At 45.5% G+C, this 19265-nt stretch carries 12 protein-coding genes and 1 CRISPR repeat array; all 12 genes read left to right on the forward strand.

The window, feature by feature from the left end:
* The first annotated feature begins 17 nt into the window (after nt 1-17).
* The 12 genes from OCU60_RS19765 (at nt 18) to OCU60_RS19820 (ending at nt 19132) form a co-directional block, all read left to right on the forward strand.
* The gene (locus OCU60_RS19765) at nt 18-1277 is read left to right on the forward strand and encodes an ATP-grasp domain-containing protein (protein ID WP_074373063.1); all 1260 of its coding nucleotides are present in this window, start codon (nt 18-20) and stop codon (nt 1275-1277) included.
* Nucleotides 1270-2220 carry a hypothetical protein gene (locus OCU60_RS19770; protein WP_074373064.1) on the forward strand — a complete coding sequence of 317 codons (951 nt, stop codon included), beginning with the start codon at nt 1270-1272 and terminating at the stop codon, nt 2218-2220. The genes OCU60_RS19765 and OCU60_RS19770 overlap by 8 nt, the downstream gene beginning before the upstream one ends.
* Nucleotides 2221-2950: 730 nt before the next feature.
* On the forward strand, nt 2951-3616 hold the full coding sequence (locus tag OCU60_RS19775; RefSeq protein ID WP_074373065.1) for a response regulator transcription factor: 666 nt from the start codon (nt 2951-2953) through the stop codon (nt 3614-3616).
* The gene (locus OCU60_RS19780; protein WP_074373066.1) at nt 3616-5046 is read left to right on the forward strand and encodes a sensor histidine kinase; all 1431 of its coding nucleotides are present in this window, start codon (nt 3616-3618) and stop codon (nt 5044-5046) included. Before OCU60_RS19775 ends, OCU60_RS19780 begins: the two co-directional genes overlap by 1 nt.
* On the forward strand, nt 5043-6104 hold the full coding sequence (locus OCU60_RS19785; RefSeq protein WP_228449046.1) for an ABC transporter substrate-binding protein: 1062 nt from the start codon (nt 5043-5045) through the stop codon (nt 6102-6104). The genes OCU60_RS19780 and OCU60_RS19785 overlap by 4 nt, the downstream gene beginning before the upstream one ends.
* Nucleotides 6105-6219: 115 nt before the next feature.
* Complete coding sequence (locus tag OCU60_RS19790; protein WP_074373068.1) at nt 6220-7284, forward strand: 4-oxalomesaconate tautomerase; 1065 nt, start codon at nt 6220-6222, stop codon at nt 7282-7284.
* Nucleotides 7285-7449: 165 nt separating this feature from the next.
* The gene (locus OCU60_RS19795) at nt 7450-8601 is read left to right on the forward strand and encodes a Bug family tripartite tricarboxylate transporter substrate binding protein (RefSeq protein ID WP_235862175.1); all 1152 of its coding nucleotides are present in this window, start codon (nt 7450-7452) and stop codon (nt 8599-8601) included.
* Nucleotides 8602-8758: 157 nt separating this feature from the next.
* Nucleotides 8759-10735 carry a tripartite tricarboxylate transporter permease gene (locus OCU60_RS19800; RefSeq protein ID WP_228449044.1) on the forward strand — a complete coding sequence of 659 codons (1977 nt, stop codon included), beginning with the start codon at nt 8759-8761 and terminating at the stop codon, nt 10733-10735.
* Between the two features lie 12 nt (nt 10736-10747).
* Nucleotides 10748-11599, forward strand: coding sequence for a universal stress protein (locus OCU60_RS19805; RefSeq protein ID WP_074373070.1), 852 nt, complete (start codon nt 10748-10750; stop codon nt 11597-11599).
* 1547 nt (nt 11600-13146) lie between these two features.
* A CRISPR array of direct repeats spans nt 13147-13474; the repeat unit is 28 nt; unit sequence GTTCACTGCCGCATAGGCAGCTTAGAAA.
* A gap of 187 nt (nt 13475-13661) precedes the next feature.
* A complete protein-coding gene (locus OCU60_RS19810; RefSeq protein WP_074373091.1) occupies nt 13662-14549 on the forward strand; it encodes a HEPN domain-containing protein in 888 nt (295 codons plus the stop codon).
* A 1290-nt stretch (nt 14550-15839) separates the two neighbouring features.
* The gene (locus tag OCU60_RS19815; protein ID WP_235862176.1) at nt 15840-18692 is read left to right on the forward strand and encodes a type VI secretion system Vgr family protein; all 2853 of its coding nucleotides are present in this window, start codon (nt 15840-15842) and stop codon (nt 18690-18692) included.
* Nucleotides 18689-19132: a hypothetical protein gene (locus OCU60_RS19820; RefSeq protein ID WP_074373072.1), complete on the forward strand. Its 444-nt coding sequence runs from the start codon at nt 18689-18691 to the stop codon at nt 19130-19132. Before OCU60_RS19815 ends, OCU60_RS19820 begins: the two co-directional genes overlap by 4 nt.
* Nucleotides 19133-19265: the final 133 nt, after the last annotated feature.

The raw sequence follows: 19265 nt of genomic DNA on the forward strand, positions 1-19265 counted from the left end.
TTGGGGTAATACGTAATATGCAAGTTGAACATTCACAAAAAGTTGTAGTCCTTGTTGATGCTTATTCATCGGGTAATGTTCTCGCTCATGAATTTATTAAAAAAGGGTGCCGGTGTGCCCATGTACAAAGTAGAAAAAACCTGCCGACAAGTATTTTAGATAGTTTCAGGGCTGATGATTTTTTCATCAACCTCCATTACGAAGGCAATGACACAATCAATACATTGAAGGATTTTGACGTAATTGCTGTCATTGCCGGTTGCGAAACTGGTATTGAAGTTTCAGATGCTTTAGCCGCTGAATTACAAGTGAACGGAAATAATAAAAATACAAGTCATGTTCGAAGGAACAAATACTTGATGCAGCAAAGTCTGAGTGATTCCAATCTGAGACACATACCGACCTACCGCATCACGACACAGGCCGACGCGATTGATCATGCAGTGGAATTATTGAATGACTATTCTAAAGTTGTCATCAAACCGGTTGACAGTGCAGGTACTGATTCCGTATTTGTATCTGGCAATTTAGATACGGTTATAGAACACTCAAATCGGTTACTAAATGAGAGTAACCGACTCAATTTAAAAAACGAGGCTATCATATTACAACCCTTTATTGACGGAGAAGAATACGTTGTAGATACCGTTAGTTACGCTGGTTCACACAAAATTTGTGCTATCTGGAAAATGGGGAAAGGGAATTACAATGGCTGCAATTCAATTTGTGAGTTTACAGAGCTAACGTCACTTGATGCTCAAACCTATGCTACCCTCAAGGAATATGTATTTAGTGTTCTGGATGCTATCGGAATAGAATATGGTGCTGGTCACTCAGAACTGTTTTTAACGCAGGATGGATGGAGACTCATCGAAACCGGTGCCCGACCTCACGGCTCCGGTTTTCCAGCGCTATCTTCCTTTGCGTTGCAGCGAACGCAGATTGATGAGTTTGTACTGAGTATATGTTCACCTGAGCAGTTCATCGCCTCAATTGATGAAGACTATCAACCTTTCCAATATTTAAAAATTAAAGAACTGATATCATCGAGTTCAGGTATCGTTGAGTCGATCAAAGATGTCGAGACTATTCTGACATTACCGTCTTACAAGGCGTCACATATGCCGTCTCACGGTCAAAAGGTTACGGTCACGACCGATGTATTTACTTCGCCCGGTTGGATCGCGTTAAGTCATTGTAACTATGACCAACTTACTGCTGATTATCATTTTATTGTCTCACTTGAGGAAAAAGGAATGTTTAACTTCCATGAATAACGATAGTAAGACAACGGGTCAATATTTTATTCTTGGTTATTGTATCTTAGGATCGGCCATAGATGTATTATTATCAGGGTTATTGCAAAGCGTCGCATTATTTGTGTTACTGTTTTGGACTTTCTCTTGTACTTGGCTTGGTTTTGTACTGGTGACACTCACAATATCACCAGTAAAATTTAGTAATTTAATTAAAAGTTACAAATTAATTATTTTATTAAATATATCGACCCTAGGCTCTTGGGTTGGACTATTTATTGGGTTGAAATGGACGGAACCCTCAATAATGGTTGCTATTATTTTTGCGCTTTGCCCGATAATATCAGTCTTGGTTGAGCTTGTTACTGGCAAATCTATTGACTCCAAAAATACTGTCATCACCGTCATGTTAGCGATTATTGTAACGATGCTAGTTATGCTTGCTGTTGAGTCCACAAGGTCAAATGTATTCCATTCTGATTTAACATTTACGCTGATGCTCAGCTTTGTTTGTATCTTAACTTCAGCTTGTCTGGTTATGGGTACTTATATAGCAAAAAAATTATCAAAGATGTCATTCAAAGCAGAAAGTATACAATCATTCCGGTTTCCACTGCTGATCTGCGTATGCTATTTATTATTACCAACACCTGAATCTTTAACGGAGGTACAACCTAGTTTTTGGGCGTACCTTCCAATTATAGTTGTATTAGGGAATATACTGCCGTTATGGATGCTTCAAAAGGGTATCGAAAGAACAAGCGTCATTAAAACGAACATTATCATTAATATAACGCCCTGCATTACATTTTTATTGGAGCTTTTTGATTCAACAATAGAATACAACAACATGAAGCTTGCTGTATTAGTTTTGCTTCTCCTCGTCATGCTCATAAATAATGATGATATTTACATATTCATTAGAGATAAGATAAAGCAAGTACCTAAACGTATAATGAATTAAATATTTTAAGCAATCTTCCGCCTGTTCTCAACTAGAGAATAGGTGGTAGACACCTTTTGTTTCCCACCTTTTGTTTTCCACATCGGCGTATCATTTCACAGGCAAGAACACAGTACGGTGATGGTGACAAACCACCGCATTGGTGTGATTGCATTGATGAATTTACTACGTAATCCCACCACTCATTAATTTGTATTCCATAAATCGCCCGTTTGTCGATAAACGTGTCACTAGGCTGACCCTCATGAACTCCCTTTCCCCTCGTTGGTGATGGAGATGTGCCGTATCACTCGTTGCGTCCTCTTATGCTTCTCATTGTCGAATGAGTGTACGAGAGGATTCGTCAATCTTGTTTTGGTGAGTCGCACCGTACGTATGAGGGGGAGAAGAGAGTCTCAGAATGGTATGCAACAAACCTGTCATTGCGCTGACTTGATGATCATCCTCTTAACAGGTTGATCATAATTGTGACCAGTATTAAAAATAGGTTAACAAGTATGTATGACTTGGTGAAGATTAGTGTAACTTTACCCTCAGAGAGCCTCAATCACACGACGCTGAGATGTCAGTCTCACAATGAGTCAGAAACGGTTGTCAGAGTCACCGGATATCTTATTTGTGGCGGTTGAATTGAGGCGATTAATAAATATAACGATTTGTTAATTAAGATTTTTTTATTGTTAGCATACATGAACGAAGCAGTTTGCTTTTAAAGGAAGTCACAAAGGCAATGCGAATTTTAATTGTAGAGGATGATCAATTAATCAGTGAGTCACTTGAGCAACGGTTTAGCGACCTTGGTCATGGTGTTGACTGTGCTTATGATGGCGATGTTGCCTACTCACTGGTTTCACACACCCAGTACGATTTAGTGATTCTGGATCTTAATCTACCGAAACGCTCAGGTGAAGAAATAACCAAGAGAATCCGTCAACGCTCAAATACCCCGATTCTGATTTTAACGGCACGTAAAGACGTTTATGACCGCATTCATTTGCTTGATTTGGGCGCTGATGATTTTTTAAGTAAGCCTTTTGATTTCGGTGAGCTAGAAGCACGTTGCCGCAGTGTTGTGCGTCGCAGCCGGGGGAATGACCATAACGTGATAGAACTGGGTAACCTGAGTTTTGATTCCGTCACGGCGACAGTGAAAGTGAACGGTGAAAGTATCCAACTCAAACAGCGTGAGTACCGACTCCTCGAAGTTTTTATCAATCATCCGAATCGCGTCCTGAGTAAAGAGGACATCATTGACCATTTATATGGCTATGATAATCCGCCCAATCAAAATGCGATTGAAACCTATGTAGGGCGATTACGCAAAGCACTGGTGACCAGTAACGTTGAGATTAAAACGCTACGCGGTTTGGGTTATGTATTCGCTGTGCAGCCATAATGTTTTCTTTATCTTCTATTTCAACCCGCTCACTCCGTTTTCAGCTTCTTGCTTACTCCGCAAGTGCTTTACTTTTTATCGGCTTGCTCTCCATGTTGGCGGTGAAGCGCTACGCCTATCAGACCGCGCAGTACACCTTTGATCGTCCTCTGGCAAATGCAGCATTACAAATTTTGGAAGATGTGCTGTTAGACGGTGATGAACTGAGTGTTGATTTACCGTTCTCTGCATTTAGCGGGCTGGCTGACTCACCGCGTGATAAAGTTTTTTATCTCGTGACGACCAAACAGAAGGCATTTGTGACCGGCTATCAGGCGCTATTATCTGAAAAGACGGTGATCTCACAAATCGATGCTCATCCGCTTCAACTGGAAGTCGCGCCCCATTTCTTTGATCTGGTGTTTAAACAGCAACATGTGCGTTTTGCACTGGTTGGCCGGGTGATTAACACCAGAAAAGGGCCGCATCAGGTGTATGTGTTGGTCGGACAAACAACAGAAGCGAGGACCGATTGGGAGCAGCAATTATTGAGTGTGGCGTCCAAGCTCATTTTTGGTGTGGTCTTTTGTACCATTATCGTCATTGTGATCTTAATCGCCCAAGTGATGAAGCCGCTGAAAAGTATTAACCGAAAAATATCGAAACGTTCAAATGTTGACCTGACGCCGATAGACGTACAGGGGCCCGAAGAAGTGACGCATCTGGTTAAAACGATTAATAGTTTCATGTTCCAGTTGGATGAAACCTTAGTGAATCTGAAAAACTTTACCAGTGAGGCAGCGCATCAGTTAAAGACGCCTGTCGCAGGGATGCGGTCTCAAATTGAGCTGATGTTGAGTCGGGAAAGTTCGCCCCAGACCGCCCAGTGGCTGATGCGGCTCTTAGAAGCTTGCGGCATTTTGGAGCGCACCATCGAACAACTGTTGAATCATGCCATGATTAAACACCGTTTTCGCAGTGTCGAACCGACCAATAACAATATCAATCAACTTGTCCAGTCCATCTGCCGAGAGCTTGCAATTAACGCATTGAAACGAAATATAGAGCTGAGTTATCAGCAACATGGTCAATACCAAATCAAAGGCGATGAATTTGCGTTAACGCAGATGCTATCCAACTTGATTGAGAATGCGATCAAATATTCTCCCGACAATAGTGTTGTCGAAGTTGAAGTGGCTCGTCGTGGCACAAAAGCGATTATTCTGATTCGAGACTTTGGGGTCGGAATTAAAGATGAAGACAAGCCGCATGTCTTTAAGAGATTCTACCGAACCTCAGGCAATCGCCACTCTGGGACTGGATTAGGCATGACTATCGCGGCCGATGTGGCGAGGACGTATCACGCTCGGTTAATTTTACATGATACGGTCCCTCAGGGGTTGACGGTCGAAATACAGTTCCCATACCGGAAATGGAAGGAGATTCAATGACTATCCTGCGATTGTTCTGCTTTGCTGTATTATTGGGTGTGAGCTTTTCGGGGGCGTTTGCCAGTGAAAATCAACCGCGGGTGATTCGGATCTTTGGCGCGGCTTATTTGTCAGAAATGAAACCCCTGTTGGATGACTTCTCTATGCGACACCCCGAAATCAAGATTCAGTACCGGTGGATGAGCAGTGACGATCTCGACCGTTATATCCGCGAGCGGAAGGCCCCTCAACCGGATGTCACCATCAGTTCGGTGATGCATTTACAGCTTGGTCTGGTCAATGATGGTTATGCGCTTGAACATCAACGTGAAGCCTTGAACGGTAGATATAACGACCTTGTTTTGCCCGCTTGGAGTCAGTGGCGGGATGAACTCTTCGGGTTTAGTTTTGAACCGGCTGTGATTGTATTCAACAATGCATTCTTAGCGGGTAAACCCGTTCCCACCAATCGAATTGAACTCCTGTCTTTTATCCGCCGTTATAGTGACGAGCTGATGGGAAAAATCGGATTGTACGATATTCGCCACGTGGGAATCGGATATTTATTCTGGTCTTTTGAACGACAACAAGCGCGTAATTACGGACAATTTCTGGAATTATTTAATTATCATAATGCCCGCACATTTAATAGTTCACGAGAAATGCTCGCAGCGCTAAGCAAGGGCGAGATTGCGATGGCGTATAACATATTAGGCTCTTACGCGCGGAGCTGGCAAATGCTGAATAATAACGTAACAATAACAACGATGTCCGATTATACACCGGTGATTATTCGCACAGCGCTCATCAACCGAACCACAAAAAATGCCCACGATGCAAAACTGTTTATCGATTATTTACTGTCATCCTCAGGTCAATGGGTGATGGCCGAGCAAACCAACATGCCCCCCATCCGCTCTGATATTAATACGGTGAATTCTGCTTCCTATATGCGAGCACAATATGCAGAGCAACTGAAACCGTTACCCCTCGATGTCCGTTTATTGGTGTTTTCTGATAAAAGTAAACGTCAGATTGTGACCACGGAATGGGAAAATGCCCTGAAAAATTATGACTGATATAACGTGAACGCATTTTACCGAATGACGAGTCAGTGATTTGACAGGTTCATTTTGTAGCTTGATACCACCGCTTTTGGGACTTGAAAGCGAACGTAATGGTAAGGAGCTCAAAATGACACATTCCCGATTTATTCCTTGTATGCTGATTCGTGGTGGTACATCAAAAGGTGCCTATTTTCTGGCAAGTGATCTGCCCCAATCTCCTGAAGAAAGAGATCAGTTACTGATTCAGATTATGGGATCCGGTGACGCCCAGCAAATTAATGGCATTGGCGGCGGAACAACGTTAACGAGTAAAGTCGGTATTATATCGCTGTCGCAGTCACCAGAGGCTGAGCTGGACTACTTTTTTGTCCAAGTCGGTGTCGAAGAAAAAATAGTCGATACCAAACCGTCTTGCGGCAATATCTTATCCGGTGTTATCGCATTCGCGGCAGAAAAAGGGTTAATTGAATTAACTGAAGGCTCGACAACCGTCCGCGTGCGAAATGTGAATACCAATACGATTATCGAAGTGACCGCTGAAACGCCTGATAAAGCACTAAAATTTGATGGTGACACCTCAATCGACGGTGTCCCCGGTTCTGGCTCTCCAGTGTTACTGAACTTTTTAAATGTCGGTGGCGCGAAAACCGGTAAACTGTTCCCCACCGGATCAACCAGAGAAATGATCCATGGCATTGAAATCAGTTGTGTCGATGCCGCTGTCCCGATGGTCCATATCCCTGCTCAAGCTCTGGGTTTAGTGGGCAACGAATCCAAAGCAGCCATCGACAGTAACCCTGATTTGCTCAGTCAAATAGAATCGATTCGTCTCGTCGCCGGTGAGCGCATGGGGCTAGGGGATGTCCGGGGCAGTGTCATCCCCAAAGTCGCCATTGTTTCTCCGCCTCATGCGGGAGGCACCATCACTTCTCGTTACCTCGTGCCGCATAATTGCCATGCCAGCCACGCGGTTACCGGGGCAATCTGTGTCGGCGCTGCAAGTTTGATTGAAGGCACGGTGACCCACCAGCAAGCCCAAATTTCCTCAGAACTCGTCAGCATCGAACATCCCAGCGGAAAAATCGACGTGAAACTCACCTTGCTTGAAGGTGAATCTGAACCTGTGATTGCTCAAGCCGCGTTAGTCAGAACAGCAAGACCACTCTTTAAAGGAGAAGTCTATATCGCTTAGCCGATTCCGGCTGTCTCCGGCGCTTGGGCTTAATTGCGCGATCTATGTATCAATATTGTTAATAATATGTAGGTATGTCAGTTTGGTGACAGCTTGAATCTTTACGGTGAACCCATCGCTCTGCCGCGATAGAGATTAAATCATACTGTAAAAGGAGGAGGCGCTATGCTGCTTAGCAATCATTTTAACAAAAACGTATTCCGTGTCAGCAGTCAGATAGTATCCACAGTGTTCATGACATTTTGTCTGACATCAGCAGGGAATGCACAGTCGGTCAGTAATTCACAATCGGTCAATAATGAACAATCGGTCAGTTTTGAAGATGAACGGATTGAAGTGACCGTGCCTTATAAAGAAGGTGGCGGTACAGATACCTGGGCTCGTTTCTTCGGCCCTTACTTTTCACAGTCGCTTCCCGGTAAGCCCGTGGTGGTGATCAGAAATATTCCCGGTGGTGGTTCCACCAAAGGAGCAAACCAATTTGCCCGACGCGCCAGTGATGATGGTTTAGATGTTCTGGCAAGCTCGGCATCGACGCACTATACATATCTGCTCAATGACCGTCGTGTCAGATACGACTACAACGATTGGAAACCGGTTCTCGCCACACCGACAGGGGGCGTCGTTTATATCTCCGCAGATGAAGGTATCAAGAATGTCGAGCAATTTGTAAACAATCTGGACAAGCTGCAATTCAAATATGCGAGTCAGGGCGCGACAACCATCGATCTGGTCCCGCTACTGGCCTTAGATTTAATCGGTGCCGATGTTCAGGCGGTATTTGGCATGAAAGGACGTGGTGCGGGCCGGCTGGCATTTGAAAGAGGCGAAGTAAATATCGATTCACAAACCAGTTCAGCTTATTTGAAAAAAGTAGTGCCGCTGGTTGAAGAAGGGAAAGCAATTCCGCTGTTCAGTTTCGGCGTCGTCGATGAACAAGGTCATCTGCAACGGGATCCCAACTTTCCGGATCTGCCTCACTTTGGTGAAGTGTATCAACTTGCGAAAGGGGATATCGATAGCTCACAAGGTTTTAAAGTCTGGCGTTCATTCTTTATCGCAGGATTTGTTGCCCAGAAAGTTTTCTTTTTACCCAAGTCAACTCCGCAAGATGTTCAGGATGCATGGCGTGATGCAATGATTAAATTAGTCGCCAAACCCGACTTTCAAAAACGAGCCAAAGAGGTATTGGGTAATTATAAACAGCTGACAGGCACCGAAGCGGATCAAGCGGTCGATGCCATTCTTTCTTTAGATGAAAATAGTAAAAAATGGGTGGCGAAATGGTTGAAGGAAAAATACAACACCAGACTTTAATCCGTCTGACTTATCAATATTAATCATTCGTCGATCGATATTCGACAGAACTTTATCAAATGAAGCATATAACGGCGCACTGTGGCTGTATTCAGTGTGTTGTTTATATGCTTCATTTTCCAACACTGATATTGCAATGTGACATTATAAGGATTCAATGATGTTGAATGAATTGCTTACCGCTTTGCAGACGATTTTAACATTGCACCATCTTATTTATATGCTGAGTGGTGTATTGCTGGGTCTTGCAATTGGAATTTTCCCCGGACTGGGGGGGATTGCCGGTTTATCTTTATTACTACCATTCTTATATGGTATGGAGCCTGTCTCTGCGCTCGCGATGCTCATCGGTTTGGTTGCAGTCATCCCAACGTCTGACACCTTTACTTCCGTATTGATGGGGATTCCCGGATCGAGCGGTTCGCAAGCCACCGTACTGGATGGCTTCCCGATGGCTAAAAAAGGACATGCAGCGCGGGCGCTGTCTGCTGCTTTTACCGCCTCTCTATTCGGGGGACTATTCGGTGCCGTGGTTTTGACGGGTTTTGTGCTCATCGCACGCCCTGTGATTCTGGCTTTTGGATCAGGTGAACTCTTCATGCTCACCTTGCTTGGACTGACCATGGTTGGTTCACTGGCAGGGAAGAGCCTTGCCAAAGGGTTGTCTGCCTGTGGTTTGGGGATGCTGTTAGGTAGTGTCGGCAGTGCGCCTGCAACGGGTGAATATCGAATGACATTCGATAATTTCTATCTGATGGACGGCATCCCGTTGGTTGTGGTCGGGTTGGGAATTTTCGCTTTGCCGGAGATTATTGACCTCTTACGTCAGAACAAACCCATCGCCAATGCCAGCAAATTAGGGGCTGGGTGGTTTCAGGGCGTTAAAGACTTCTTCGCCAATAAATGGCTGGCACTGCGGTGCAGTGTGATCGGCTGTATTGTTGGGGCACTGCCCGGCTTAGGCGGTAGTGTGGTGGATTGGATCGCTTATGGTCACGCGGTACAAACCACGAAAGATAAGCCTGATTTTGGTCATGGTGACGTCAGAGGTGTGATTGCACCCGAGTCATCCAACAATGCCAAAGAAGGCGGTGGACTGGTTCCGACACTGTTATTTGGCATTCCCGGTTCAGGCAGTATGGCCGTATTCCTCGGCGGCATGGTTCTGGTTGGTTTAGAACCGGGCCCGGCGATGGTCGGCAAAGATCTCGACATCACATATACCATTGTGTGGTCGCTTGCACTGGCAAATATCTTTGGTGCAGCCGCATGTATGCTTATTTCACCTTGGGTCGCAAAATTAACGACGGTTCGTTACGCACTTTTAGCCCCCTTTATGGTGATGGTGATCTGCTTTGCAGCTTTCCAAGCAACGCGTGATCTGGCTGATTTGGTCACCTTGCTCGGTATCGGTGTGCTTGGCGTACTGATGAAACGATTCGACTGGCCAAGACCTGCCTTTCTGATTGGCTTTGTGCTTTCTCCGGGCATGGAAACCTATTTATACCAAGCGATTCAATTTGATGGTATCGAGTTTTTGTTGCGTCCCGGTGTGATGATTATCGGCGCCATCATTCTCTCTTCACTGGTATTCATGATTCGTCAAAACATGAAAAAGAATCACACCGTTGAAAAGGCAGCAAGAGCACCAACCCGCAAACCGCAAGTGTTATTCGCTATCCTCGTGAATATTGTTTTTGCATATGGCATTTATGACAGCAACCAGCACAGCTTTTTGGGCGGCATCTTTCCGACCGTCGTCGCGAGTGGGATGTGGTTTTTATCCGCCATTGTGATTGTACAGCTTCTGACTCGTCCGGAAGGATCACCGGTCTGCTATGACCACGAATATGTCCAAGGATACGCTTATGACAGTCATACCGCGTCAGTGATGCATTATATCTACTGGATAGCCGCATTGATCATCGGCAGCTACTTCGTCGGATACATTATTTCAATTACGCTATTTTTCTGTGCGTTTTTAATGAATAAAGCCGGGATGGGATTGTGGCGCGCATTCGCTGTAACCGTTGCGGCAGTAGGCTTTTTGATTGGTCTGACCCACATCATGATGCTTGATTTGCCAATCGGCTTGTTACAAGAAAACGTTTCACTACCGTGGCCGCTAGGTTAAAAGGAGTACCGCATGCCAATCAAATCTATCATTATGCCGTTTGCTTCTCAGGAACACGGTGAACAACGGTTAGAGGGCGCACTCAATGTTGCCAAATTCTTCAATGCTCATTTAGACGTGTTACATGCACAAGTTGGCGCAGAGAAATTCATGCCCAGCGAACAGCGTTTAGTCTCAAGGAAATTTTACGACCAGATCGATAAGTTGGTCCGTGATTATGTCCATGATGATATGACACAGGCCAAACAGAGCTTTGAACGTTTATGCCAACAACTGGGCATTCAGGACGAAATCATCGATTCGGATCAAGTCAGTGCAAAATGGCATGATATTTTCGGTTATCGAGGCGAAATCGTTGCTGAGTGGGGGAAAGTCTCTGATGTGATCATTATTCCTCAATCTCTCAACGGACAAACCAGTGTGAGTTTTGAGACGGCGGTCAGTCATGGCGGTAAACCGATTTTAGTGATGCCCCGTGAGCAAACACACTTCGCGCCAGAGACGATCATGATAGCCTGGAACGGTGACAAACCGGGTGCAAACTCGGTCAATAGTGCATTGCATTTACTGCAAAGAGCGAAGCAGGTCGTTGTGGTTACCAGTGAAAAATACCTGTCGAAAAGACCGACTCAAGTTGATTTAGTCCGTTATCTGGCCCGACATAAAATCGAAGTTGATTGCATTACATTCGCGCATAAAAGCAGGAATACGGGGTCGCAACTGTTAGAAGTTGCCGCCGGGATCAATGCTGATGTGATTGTGTCCGGTGCTTTCGCCCACCAAAAACTGCATCAAAAAGTATTTGGTGGTGTGACTCAGAAGCTATTGATGCGTGCTGATGTGCCTTTATGGATGATGAGCTAATTACAACGATGTCAGCTTGACGACAGGTTCATCGATTATCTTAAAATACATGGCTGGTTAGTCATTAATTCGTCCCCCCTAAGAAAACACAAGGTTATCAATCTCCTGCCTTGCTTAGCTAACCAGCCTTTTCTTTTTTATCATGATGTTTGGGTGCGGTTAAACCGCGGTATCTTCATTCTCAATTCTTAATTTTCCCAGCCTTCGGCTCTCCAGATTTGACGCACAATTGAGTTTTTCGGTTTCAGGGATATTGGTGTTCTGTGCGCCAGTTCATCTTTCAGAGATGAAAGACGAACCAGAAAATCTTTTTTTGTTTGACTGAGTCGAACGTTGTCCAGAACCGCCTTTTACGGGCGTCCTGCCCGGAAAAGCCTAACCATTCTTCCATGAATGGTTTTCTTGGTTTGGTGGTTGATTTGAATTGAGTGACACATAGCAAAAGCCAATTTGATCGATGAAATGAAAGGACGTACCGATTAAATAAAATATACCCATAATGAATTGAATTTGATGGGAAAGTAGACTTAATAAATTATTCTGAATGAATTCAAATATCTAACATGTCCTCAATCCAAGGGGAAATTTCAAGGATGAAATTTAAGATTTTCATGAGCAGGAGCGAATAAAATCGTCCCGGCCAGTGTCCACGAACTAAACCGTTCTTTTGGGTACTTTTGGAACGCCAAAAGTATCTGGGGCGCGTGCATCAGATGCCGCAGAAATTAATAAACTCTTTGCGCACCAAATCACTACACCCCAATTTTCAACCTTCCCAGCCTCCGGCTCCAAATTTTGACGCACAATTGAGTTTTTCGGTTTCAGAGGCATCGGTGCTCTGTGCGCCAGTTACTCTTGCCAAGATGCAAGAGTAACCAGAAAATCTTTTTTGTTTTGGCTAAGGCGCGCGTTGTCCAGAACCCGCTTTTACGGGCGTCCTGCCCGAAAAAGCCTAACCATTCTTCCATGAATGGTTTTCTTGGTTTGGTGGTTGATTTGAATTGAATGAAACATTTTAAGAGCCGACTTGAACGATGATCTCAGGGTAAAATTCAGGGATGAATTTTAAGCTATCCCTTAACAAAAAGGCTGAGCAGGAGCGAATAAAAGCGACCCTGATCACGCGCGCTGAAGTCAAACTCAAGGCACTTTTGGGGACTTTTGCTGCTGGGCAAAAGTCTCTGGGGCGCTTTCGGAGATGTGATTGAAATCGAGGAAAGTAATCGCGCACCAAACCGCTGTACCTCAACTTTCAATCTTTCCAGCCTCTGGCTCCAAATTTTGACGCACAATCAGCCTAACCATTCTTCCTTGAATGGTTTTCTTATTTCAGCGACTGATTTGAGTTGAGTGAAACATGACAGAAGCGAAAGCCAACTTTATCGATGCACTCAGGATGAAATTTAAATCATTTAGACCTTCTTTTTTTGCCCCTAAAAAATAACCAATAAAAACAGTAAGATACAGAAGGGCAATTTTAACAAGGTAAAAAAGGGTTTTTGTGGCTAACACCTTGCCAGTGCTTATTTTTTCGTGATATGTTCATTGTTCACTGCCGCATAGGCAGCTTAGAAAGAGACGCGGTCGAGTGCCGAACTAACGATCCGGTTCACTGCCGCATAGGCAGCTTAGAAAAACAGTATTTGCAATCACAGAGGATTAATCATGTTCACTGCCGCATAGGCAGCTTAGAAAAATCTGACGGAAATCCTCTGTCAGGATCAATGGTTCACTGCCGCATAGGCAGCTTAGAAATTTTCGAGAATGCCTGACAGCGACTTATTCAAGTTCACTGCCGCATAGGCAGCTTAGAAACGGCGCGGCGTCCGGTCGTCGTATACCGGTCGGTTCACTGCCGCATAGGCAGCTTAGAAACGTAAGGAACGGTTATGACGAAAGAGCATACCGTTCACAGCCGCATAGTGGGTAAGCAGAACTATTGCTTTGAATTGAATCGCATTTTTCCCAGTAATATGCGTAACGTGAGGGTTGATGGTGTTCTTTGTCAGCCCCTTCTTTTATGCTAACCTCATTCATCCACAACCAGCCCCATGCCACGATTATGAAAACAACCCTCGACCATCTTCCCGAATATAAACAGCATGAGCTGGCGATAATCTCAACGATTCTGCGTGACACGTTAGATGATTATCTGCAAGGCAAAACGGGCAGTAAAAGTGAGTTTCGTATACTGAAAATCATCCTGTTTGGCAGCCATGTCAAGGGGAATTGGGTCAGTGATCCGGTCAATGGCTATATCAGTGATTACGATATTCTGGTGATCGTCAATAAAGCAGCGTTGGTTGAAGATTATGTGGTCTGGCAGTGTGCCGAAGAGCAAATTGATCGAAAAGTGAAATCGGCCCCATTGGGTTTGATTGTGCATGATTTGAACGAAGTGAATAATCGACTGCAACAGGGTCATTATTTCTTTAAAGATATTCGCGAAGAGGGGATTGAGCTGTTTGCCGCGACGCCGAAACCACTGGCGGAGCCGGGTGATCTGACTAAGGACGAAAAACGGGAAATCGCCCGTAAGCATTATGAGCAGTGGATAGAGAATGCTACTGATAGTATTAAAGTTTTCCATTATACTTTTCATGAATCCATGCTTAATGAAGCAGCCTTCAACCTGCATCAGGCAACGGAGCGTCTTTTTGCCTGTACATTATTGACTTGTACTAACTACTTACCGAAATCCCATAATATCGAGAAACTTGGCAACCTATGTGCACAGATTGATCCGGCCTTTGCTGAGATTTTCCCGATGGACAATAAATTTCACCGTCGTAGTTTCCGCCGTTTGCAACGGGCGTATATTGATGCGCGTTATTCAGCCCACTACGAAATCACTGAAGAAGAACTTAATTATCTGACAACCGAAGTGCAGCGTTTGCAGGCATTAACGGAGCGGATTTGTCGGGATAATATTGGGGCTGAGCGCCCCTGAGCGCTGTATTTTAACTTTGATTTACCCAGCCTCCGGCTCCGAAATTTGACGCACAATCTTGTTTTTCGATTTCGGAGGCATCGGTGTTCTGTGCGCCAGTTACTCTTGCCAAGATGCAAGAGTAACCAGAAAATCTTTTTTTGTTTAACTGAGTCGAACGTTGTCCAGAACCGCCTTTTACGGGCGTCCTGCCCGGAAAAGCCTAACCATTCTTCCCTGAATGGTTTTCTTTGGTGGGTGGTTGATTTGAATAAAGTGAAACATTGAATCAACAAAGCTCAATTGATCGATGCTCTCAGGGTGAAAAATCAGGACGATTTTTCAGGATTGCCTGAGCAGGATGCGAATCAATCCGACCCTGATTACGTGCGCTGAACTCAAAAAGATGCTTTTGGTTACTTTTGACATCTATCAAAAGTAACTGGGGCGCATTCGGAGATGGTAATGAAATCGAGGAAAGTGATTGCGCACCAAACCGCTGCACCTCAACTTTCAATCTTTCCAGCCTCTGGCTCCGAAATTTGACGCACAATTACGTTCTGCGATATCAGAGGCAGTGGCGTTCTGTGCGCCAGTTACTCTTGCCAAGATGCAAGAGTAACCAGAAAATCTTTTTTTGTTTAACTGAGTCGAACGTTGTCCAGAACCGCCTTTTACGGGCGTCCTGCCCGGAAAAGCCTAACCATTCTTCCATGAATGGTTTTCTTTGTTCAGAATTTTATTTGAATTCAGAGAAACATATACAAAGCCAATAGGATCGATGGACTCAGGGTAAAATTCATGGATGAATTTTTAGCTTTTCGTGAGCAGGAGCGAATAAAAGCGACCCTGATAACGCGCGCTGAAGTCAAACTCAAGGCACTTTTGGGTACTTTTGCTGCTGGGCAAAAGTCTCTGGGGCGCTTTCGGAGATGCTATTGAAATCTAGGAAAGTGATTGCGCACCAAACCGCTGCACCTCAATTTTTATATCCCAGCCTCTGGCTCACGGGCGCTGAAGTCAAACTCAAGGCATTTTGGGATACTTTTTCTGCCGTGAAAAAGTATCTGGGGCGCAGTCGGAGATGCCATTGATATCCTGTACGTTAGTGACTTTTGCCAAACCACAACCGAGTCATTTCAAGTCGCGCTTCATGTTATTCCCGTTCCAGAAATCATATCTCGCCCCTAAAACTCCAGATTAGAGCATGATTTATAAACTTTATTGAGTATAATTATGCATTCATATGAAAATAATATTATCAATAAATATCAATCACCATCAATCAGGAAACAACACAGACAGACTTTTATGACCCGACTTAAATTTAAACTCACCATTGATGGCGTCAATGATGAGACATTGGTGGTCCGTGACTATCAGGGCGTCGAATCGATTTCAGACTCGGTGGATGATCAGGGTCAACCAGTTTATGGCTATCGGTATCGCATCGATATTGCCAGCCGCAACAGTGACCTGAGTTTCGAGCAGATGGTCGATAGCAGTGCATTGCTGGAAGTGCTGCGTGATCAGGAAGTGGTGCAAAAAGTTCACGGCATTATCCGCAACTTCAGCCGGGGCGATACCGGGCATCACCATACATTCTATTTACTGACGTTGGTGCCTTCTCTGGAAAGACTGTCGCTACGCCATAATAGCCGGATCTTCCAGCAACTGGATGTGCCGGAAATCCTCTCGGTGCTGTTTCAGGAAATGGATATCAATGATTATGCGTTTTCGGTACGCCGTGAGTGTGCCAAACGCGAATACTGCGTCCAGTACCGCGAGACCGATTTAGCATTTTTCCACCGTCTGGCGGCTGAAGAAGGGCTGATGTACCACTTTGAGCATCAGCAAGACAAGCATGTGTTAGTCATCACCGATAATCCCGAAGGGTTCGGCCGCCTTGCCATGCCGGTGCCGTATAACGCGCTGTCCGGTGGGGTGTTTGAAACTCCGTATATCTCGACCCTGACCGAGCATAAACAAATGGACGTCAGTGACGTCCGACTGGGCGATTACAGTTTTAAAAAGCCATCCTACAATCTGGCCCAGTCCGCCACTGGCGCTGATATGAGTTATCAGCGCGGTGACTATGAGCACTTTGACCATCCGGGACGATTTAAAGACGACCCCAGCGGTCAGGCGTTTACGCAAATCCGTCTTGAAGCCTTGCGCCGACATGCGCATACCTTCAGCGGTAAAAGTAATGAGGCGCAACTTCAGGCCGGGAAGCGCTTTGATTTGATGGAGCACTTGGATGGTGAGATGAATCGCAATTATTTGCTGATTCAGGTGACGCATCAGGGCAGTCAGCCGCAAGCGCTGGAAGAATCCGGTGGCAGCGGTGCCACCACGTACGCCAACCAGTTTGCTGCGGTGGGCGGTGATCAGGTGTGGCGCATGACCCCCCGCAACAAACCCATTCTGAAATTCCCGACCATGGCGAAAGTGGTCGGCCCTGACGGTGAAGAAATCTACTGCGATGAGCATGGTCGGGTGAAAGTGCACTTTTCTTGGAACAGAAAGGCGTGGGATAGATACGGCAGCTCAAATGAGCAAAGTTCTTGCTGGTTACGTGTCACACAAGGTTGGGCCGGCGCGCAATATGGCATGATGGCCGTACCGCGCATCGGGCATGAAGTGGTGGTGCATTTCCTCAATGGCGACCCCGATCAGCCAATCATTACCGGTCGGACTTACAACGCCAATAATGTGACGCCGTATCCGTTACCGGAGCACAAAACCAAGACCGTGATCCGCACCGAAACTCACCAAGGCGAAGGTTATAACGAACTGAGTTTTGAAGATCAGTCGGGCAGCGAGAAAATCTATCTCCATGCGCAAAAAGATACCGACACGCTGGTCGAAAACGACGCGACCACGCATATCAAGCATAACCAAAGTACCACCATCGACAATGACCGTTACAGCCATATCAAGGTCAACGATCACCACACCGTCAGCGGTGAAGCGCGCACCAAAATCGCCAAAAGCCAGACACTGATGATTGAAGGCGAATTACATGTGAAAGCCGGTAAAGTGTGGGTCAATGAAGCCGGTACAGAAATCCACATCAAAGCCGGTGAGCATGTCGTTATTGAAGCGGGTAACGAAATCACCCTCAAAGCCGGTGGCAGCTTCGTTAAAGTTGATCCGTCCGGTGTTTCCCTCAGCGGTGCCGGGGTGAACCTCAACTCCGGTGGCAGTGCCGGGAGTGGCAGTGGGTTTAGCGGCGAGAACGTGATTCTGCCGCACCTGTCAGCCAAGGCGACTGCCGGTCAAAAGGCTACTTATTTTTCGAAACAAGCCACATTGACCACGGCTGATGCTGTGGTGAAAACTCAGATGCCAAACAGGGTGAAAGAAAACAGCGCCATGAACATCACCGAAGACAGCACGGATGTTGCGGCGAGTGCTTCAGCAGGTTCGGGAGAGCCCGTAAAGGTTGACCCGGAGAATATGTACTGGCCCAACTATGACTTTATTCACCATCGGGAGATTGCGGTGGAATATACGCAGAAGGCGGTAGACCTAGCGGTGCTGTCGCTCGAAGAGGCGGAAGAGTTTGCCAATAATTTGTGGCGGGAATACAACGGTAAAGATACGCTGGACAATACCAAGAAAGTTTGGGATGGTGCTGCCAACGCCCATGATGCATATCGACTGGCAAAAGGGTTGGGCGGCATGGGTGTCGTCGTGTACACCAAACCCTTCAACGGACGGGATTACGTGATTATCAAAGGGTACAAAAAGCATCTAAAAACCCTGATGAAAGGCAATCGCTGGCGCGCTAATAATCCGCAGGTAGTTCAACTCGGTCTGGGCACGAAAAACATGGCGAGAAACATGCTGCGAGTGGGGCTGGTGGTAGATATTATCTTCGCCGTTGCAATTAATGCCGTTGATTTTTTTGTTCATGATGAGAAAACCATGGCAGATTTAGTGGGTCGATCCGGTGTGGATATTGCCAAAGGGATGATCGCGACGGGGGCTGGTACTGTCGCGGCTGTGGTTGCAAGTGTTTATAGTGCTCCATTAATAGCTGTGGGATGTATTTTCGCCGGAGTCGGTTTTATTATTAGTGTCGGGCTTGACTGGGCTGATAATGAATGGGGGATTTCCGATGTGATTGTAGAAAAATTAAAAGAGGTCAATGAATGATAGTGAGAATCGCTGGGCTTGTATTTTTTGTGCTGATTTTAGGCGGAGATCTTTTATTGGCACCAAATCTATTACTTCCATTTCAACCTCTTGAAGCAAGGATCCGTCTTCTGGCATATACGAATTTTGTCGCTATCGCTGCTGTTATTCCATTAGTCGGTGGCGGTATATTAGTTGGTATTCACCAACTATTTCACCCAAGAAAAGATACAGGGGAGTATGTGACTGTATATCGCGGTGCTTGGATGAAGATTATGTGGGTCACGCTAGTTGTTACCATTGCTGCTATTTCTGCCCGTTTCTACCTTGGCTACAAAGTCGATCAAGCCGGATATGTAAAGTGCGTAAAAGAATCTCGCACTTCAGCAAAAAGTAGCTGGCGAGTCTATGCCAAATCAGAAAATTTATGTAAAGACTCTTCTGGGATTTATGGGGGGTAGATATTCTGTTTTGGGAGTTAAATGTGTATTCGGTGCCGTTCCCATTCAGAGTCTAAGCTATCTTTTAAAACGAGCCGCACTCGCGGCTCACTTTCTAACCAATCATCACCGCTCAGATGAAATCTTCTGCATC

The sequence above is a fragment of the Vibrio spartinae genome, assembly GCF_024347135.1.
GTDB lineage: Bacteria > Pseudomonadota > Gammaproteobacteria > Enterobacterales > Vibrionaceae > Vibrio > Vibrio spartinae.

What these genes read in the sequence shown, in the direction of transcription:
- OCU60_RS19765 (WP_074373063.1), top strand. Translation starts at nt 18, where the DNA reads ATGCAAGTTGAACATTCACAAAAAGTTGTAGTCCTTGTTGATGCTTAT.
- OCU60_RS19770 (WP_074373064.1), top strand. Translation starts at nt 1,270, where the DNA reads ATGAATAACGATAGTAAGACAACGGGTCAATATTTTATTCTTGGTTAT.
- OCU60_RS19775 (WP_074373065.1), top strand. Translation starts at nt 2,951, where the DNA reads ATGCGAATTTTAATTGTAGAGGATGATCAATTAATCAGTGAGTCACTT.
- OCU60_RS19780 (WP_074373066.1), top strand. Translation starts at nt 3,616, where the DNA reads ATGTTTTCTTTATCTTCTATTTCAACCCGCTCACTCCGTTTTCAGCTT.
- OCU60_RS19785 (WP_228449046.1), top strand. Translation starts at nt 5,043, where the DNA reads ATGACTATCCTGCGATTGTTCTGCTTTGCTGTATTATTGGGTGTGAGC.
- OCU60_RS19790 (WP_074373068.1), top strand. Translation starts at nt 6,220, where the DNA reads ATGACACATTCCCGATTTATTCCTTGTATGCTGATTCGTGGTGGTACA.
- OCU60_RS19795 (WP_235862175.1), top strand. Translation starts at nt 7,450, where the DNA reads ATGCTGCTTAGCAATCATTTTAACAAAAACGTATTCCGTGTCAGCAGT.
- OCU60_RS19800 (WP_228449044.1), top strand. Translation starts at nt 8,759, where the DNA reads ATGATGTTGAATGAATTGCTTACCGCTTTGCAGACGATTTTAACATTG.
- OCU60_RS19805 (WP_074373070.1), top strand. Translation starts at nt 10,748, where the DNA reads ATGCCAATCAAATCTATCATTATGCCGTTTGCTTCTCAGGAACACGGT.
- OCU60_RS19810 (WP_074373091.1), top strand. Translation starts at nt 13,662, where the DNA reads ATGAAAACAACCCTCGACCATCTTCCCGAATATAAACAGCATGAGCTG.
- OCU60_RS19815 (WP_235862176.1), top strand. Translation starts at nt 15,840, where the DNA reads ATGACCCGACTTAAATTTAAACTCACCATTGATGGCGTCAATGATGAG.
- OCU60_RS19820 (WP_074373072.1), top strand. Translation starts at nt 18,689, where the DNA reads ATGATAGTGAGAATCGCTGGGCTTGTATTTTTTGTGCTGATTTTAGGC.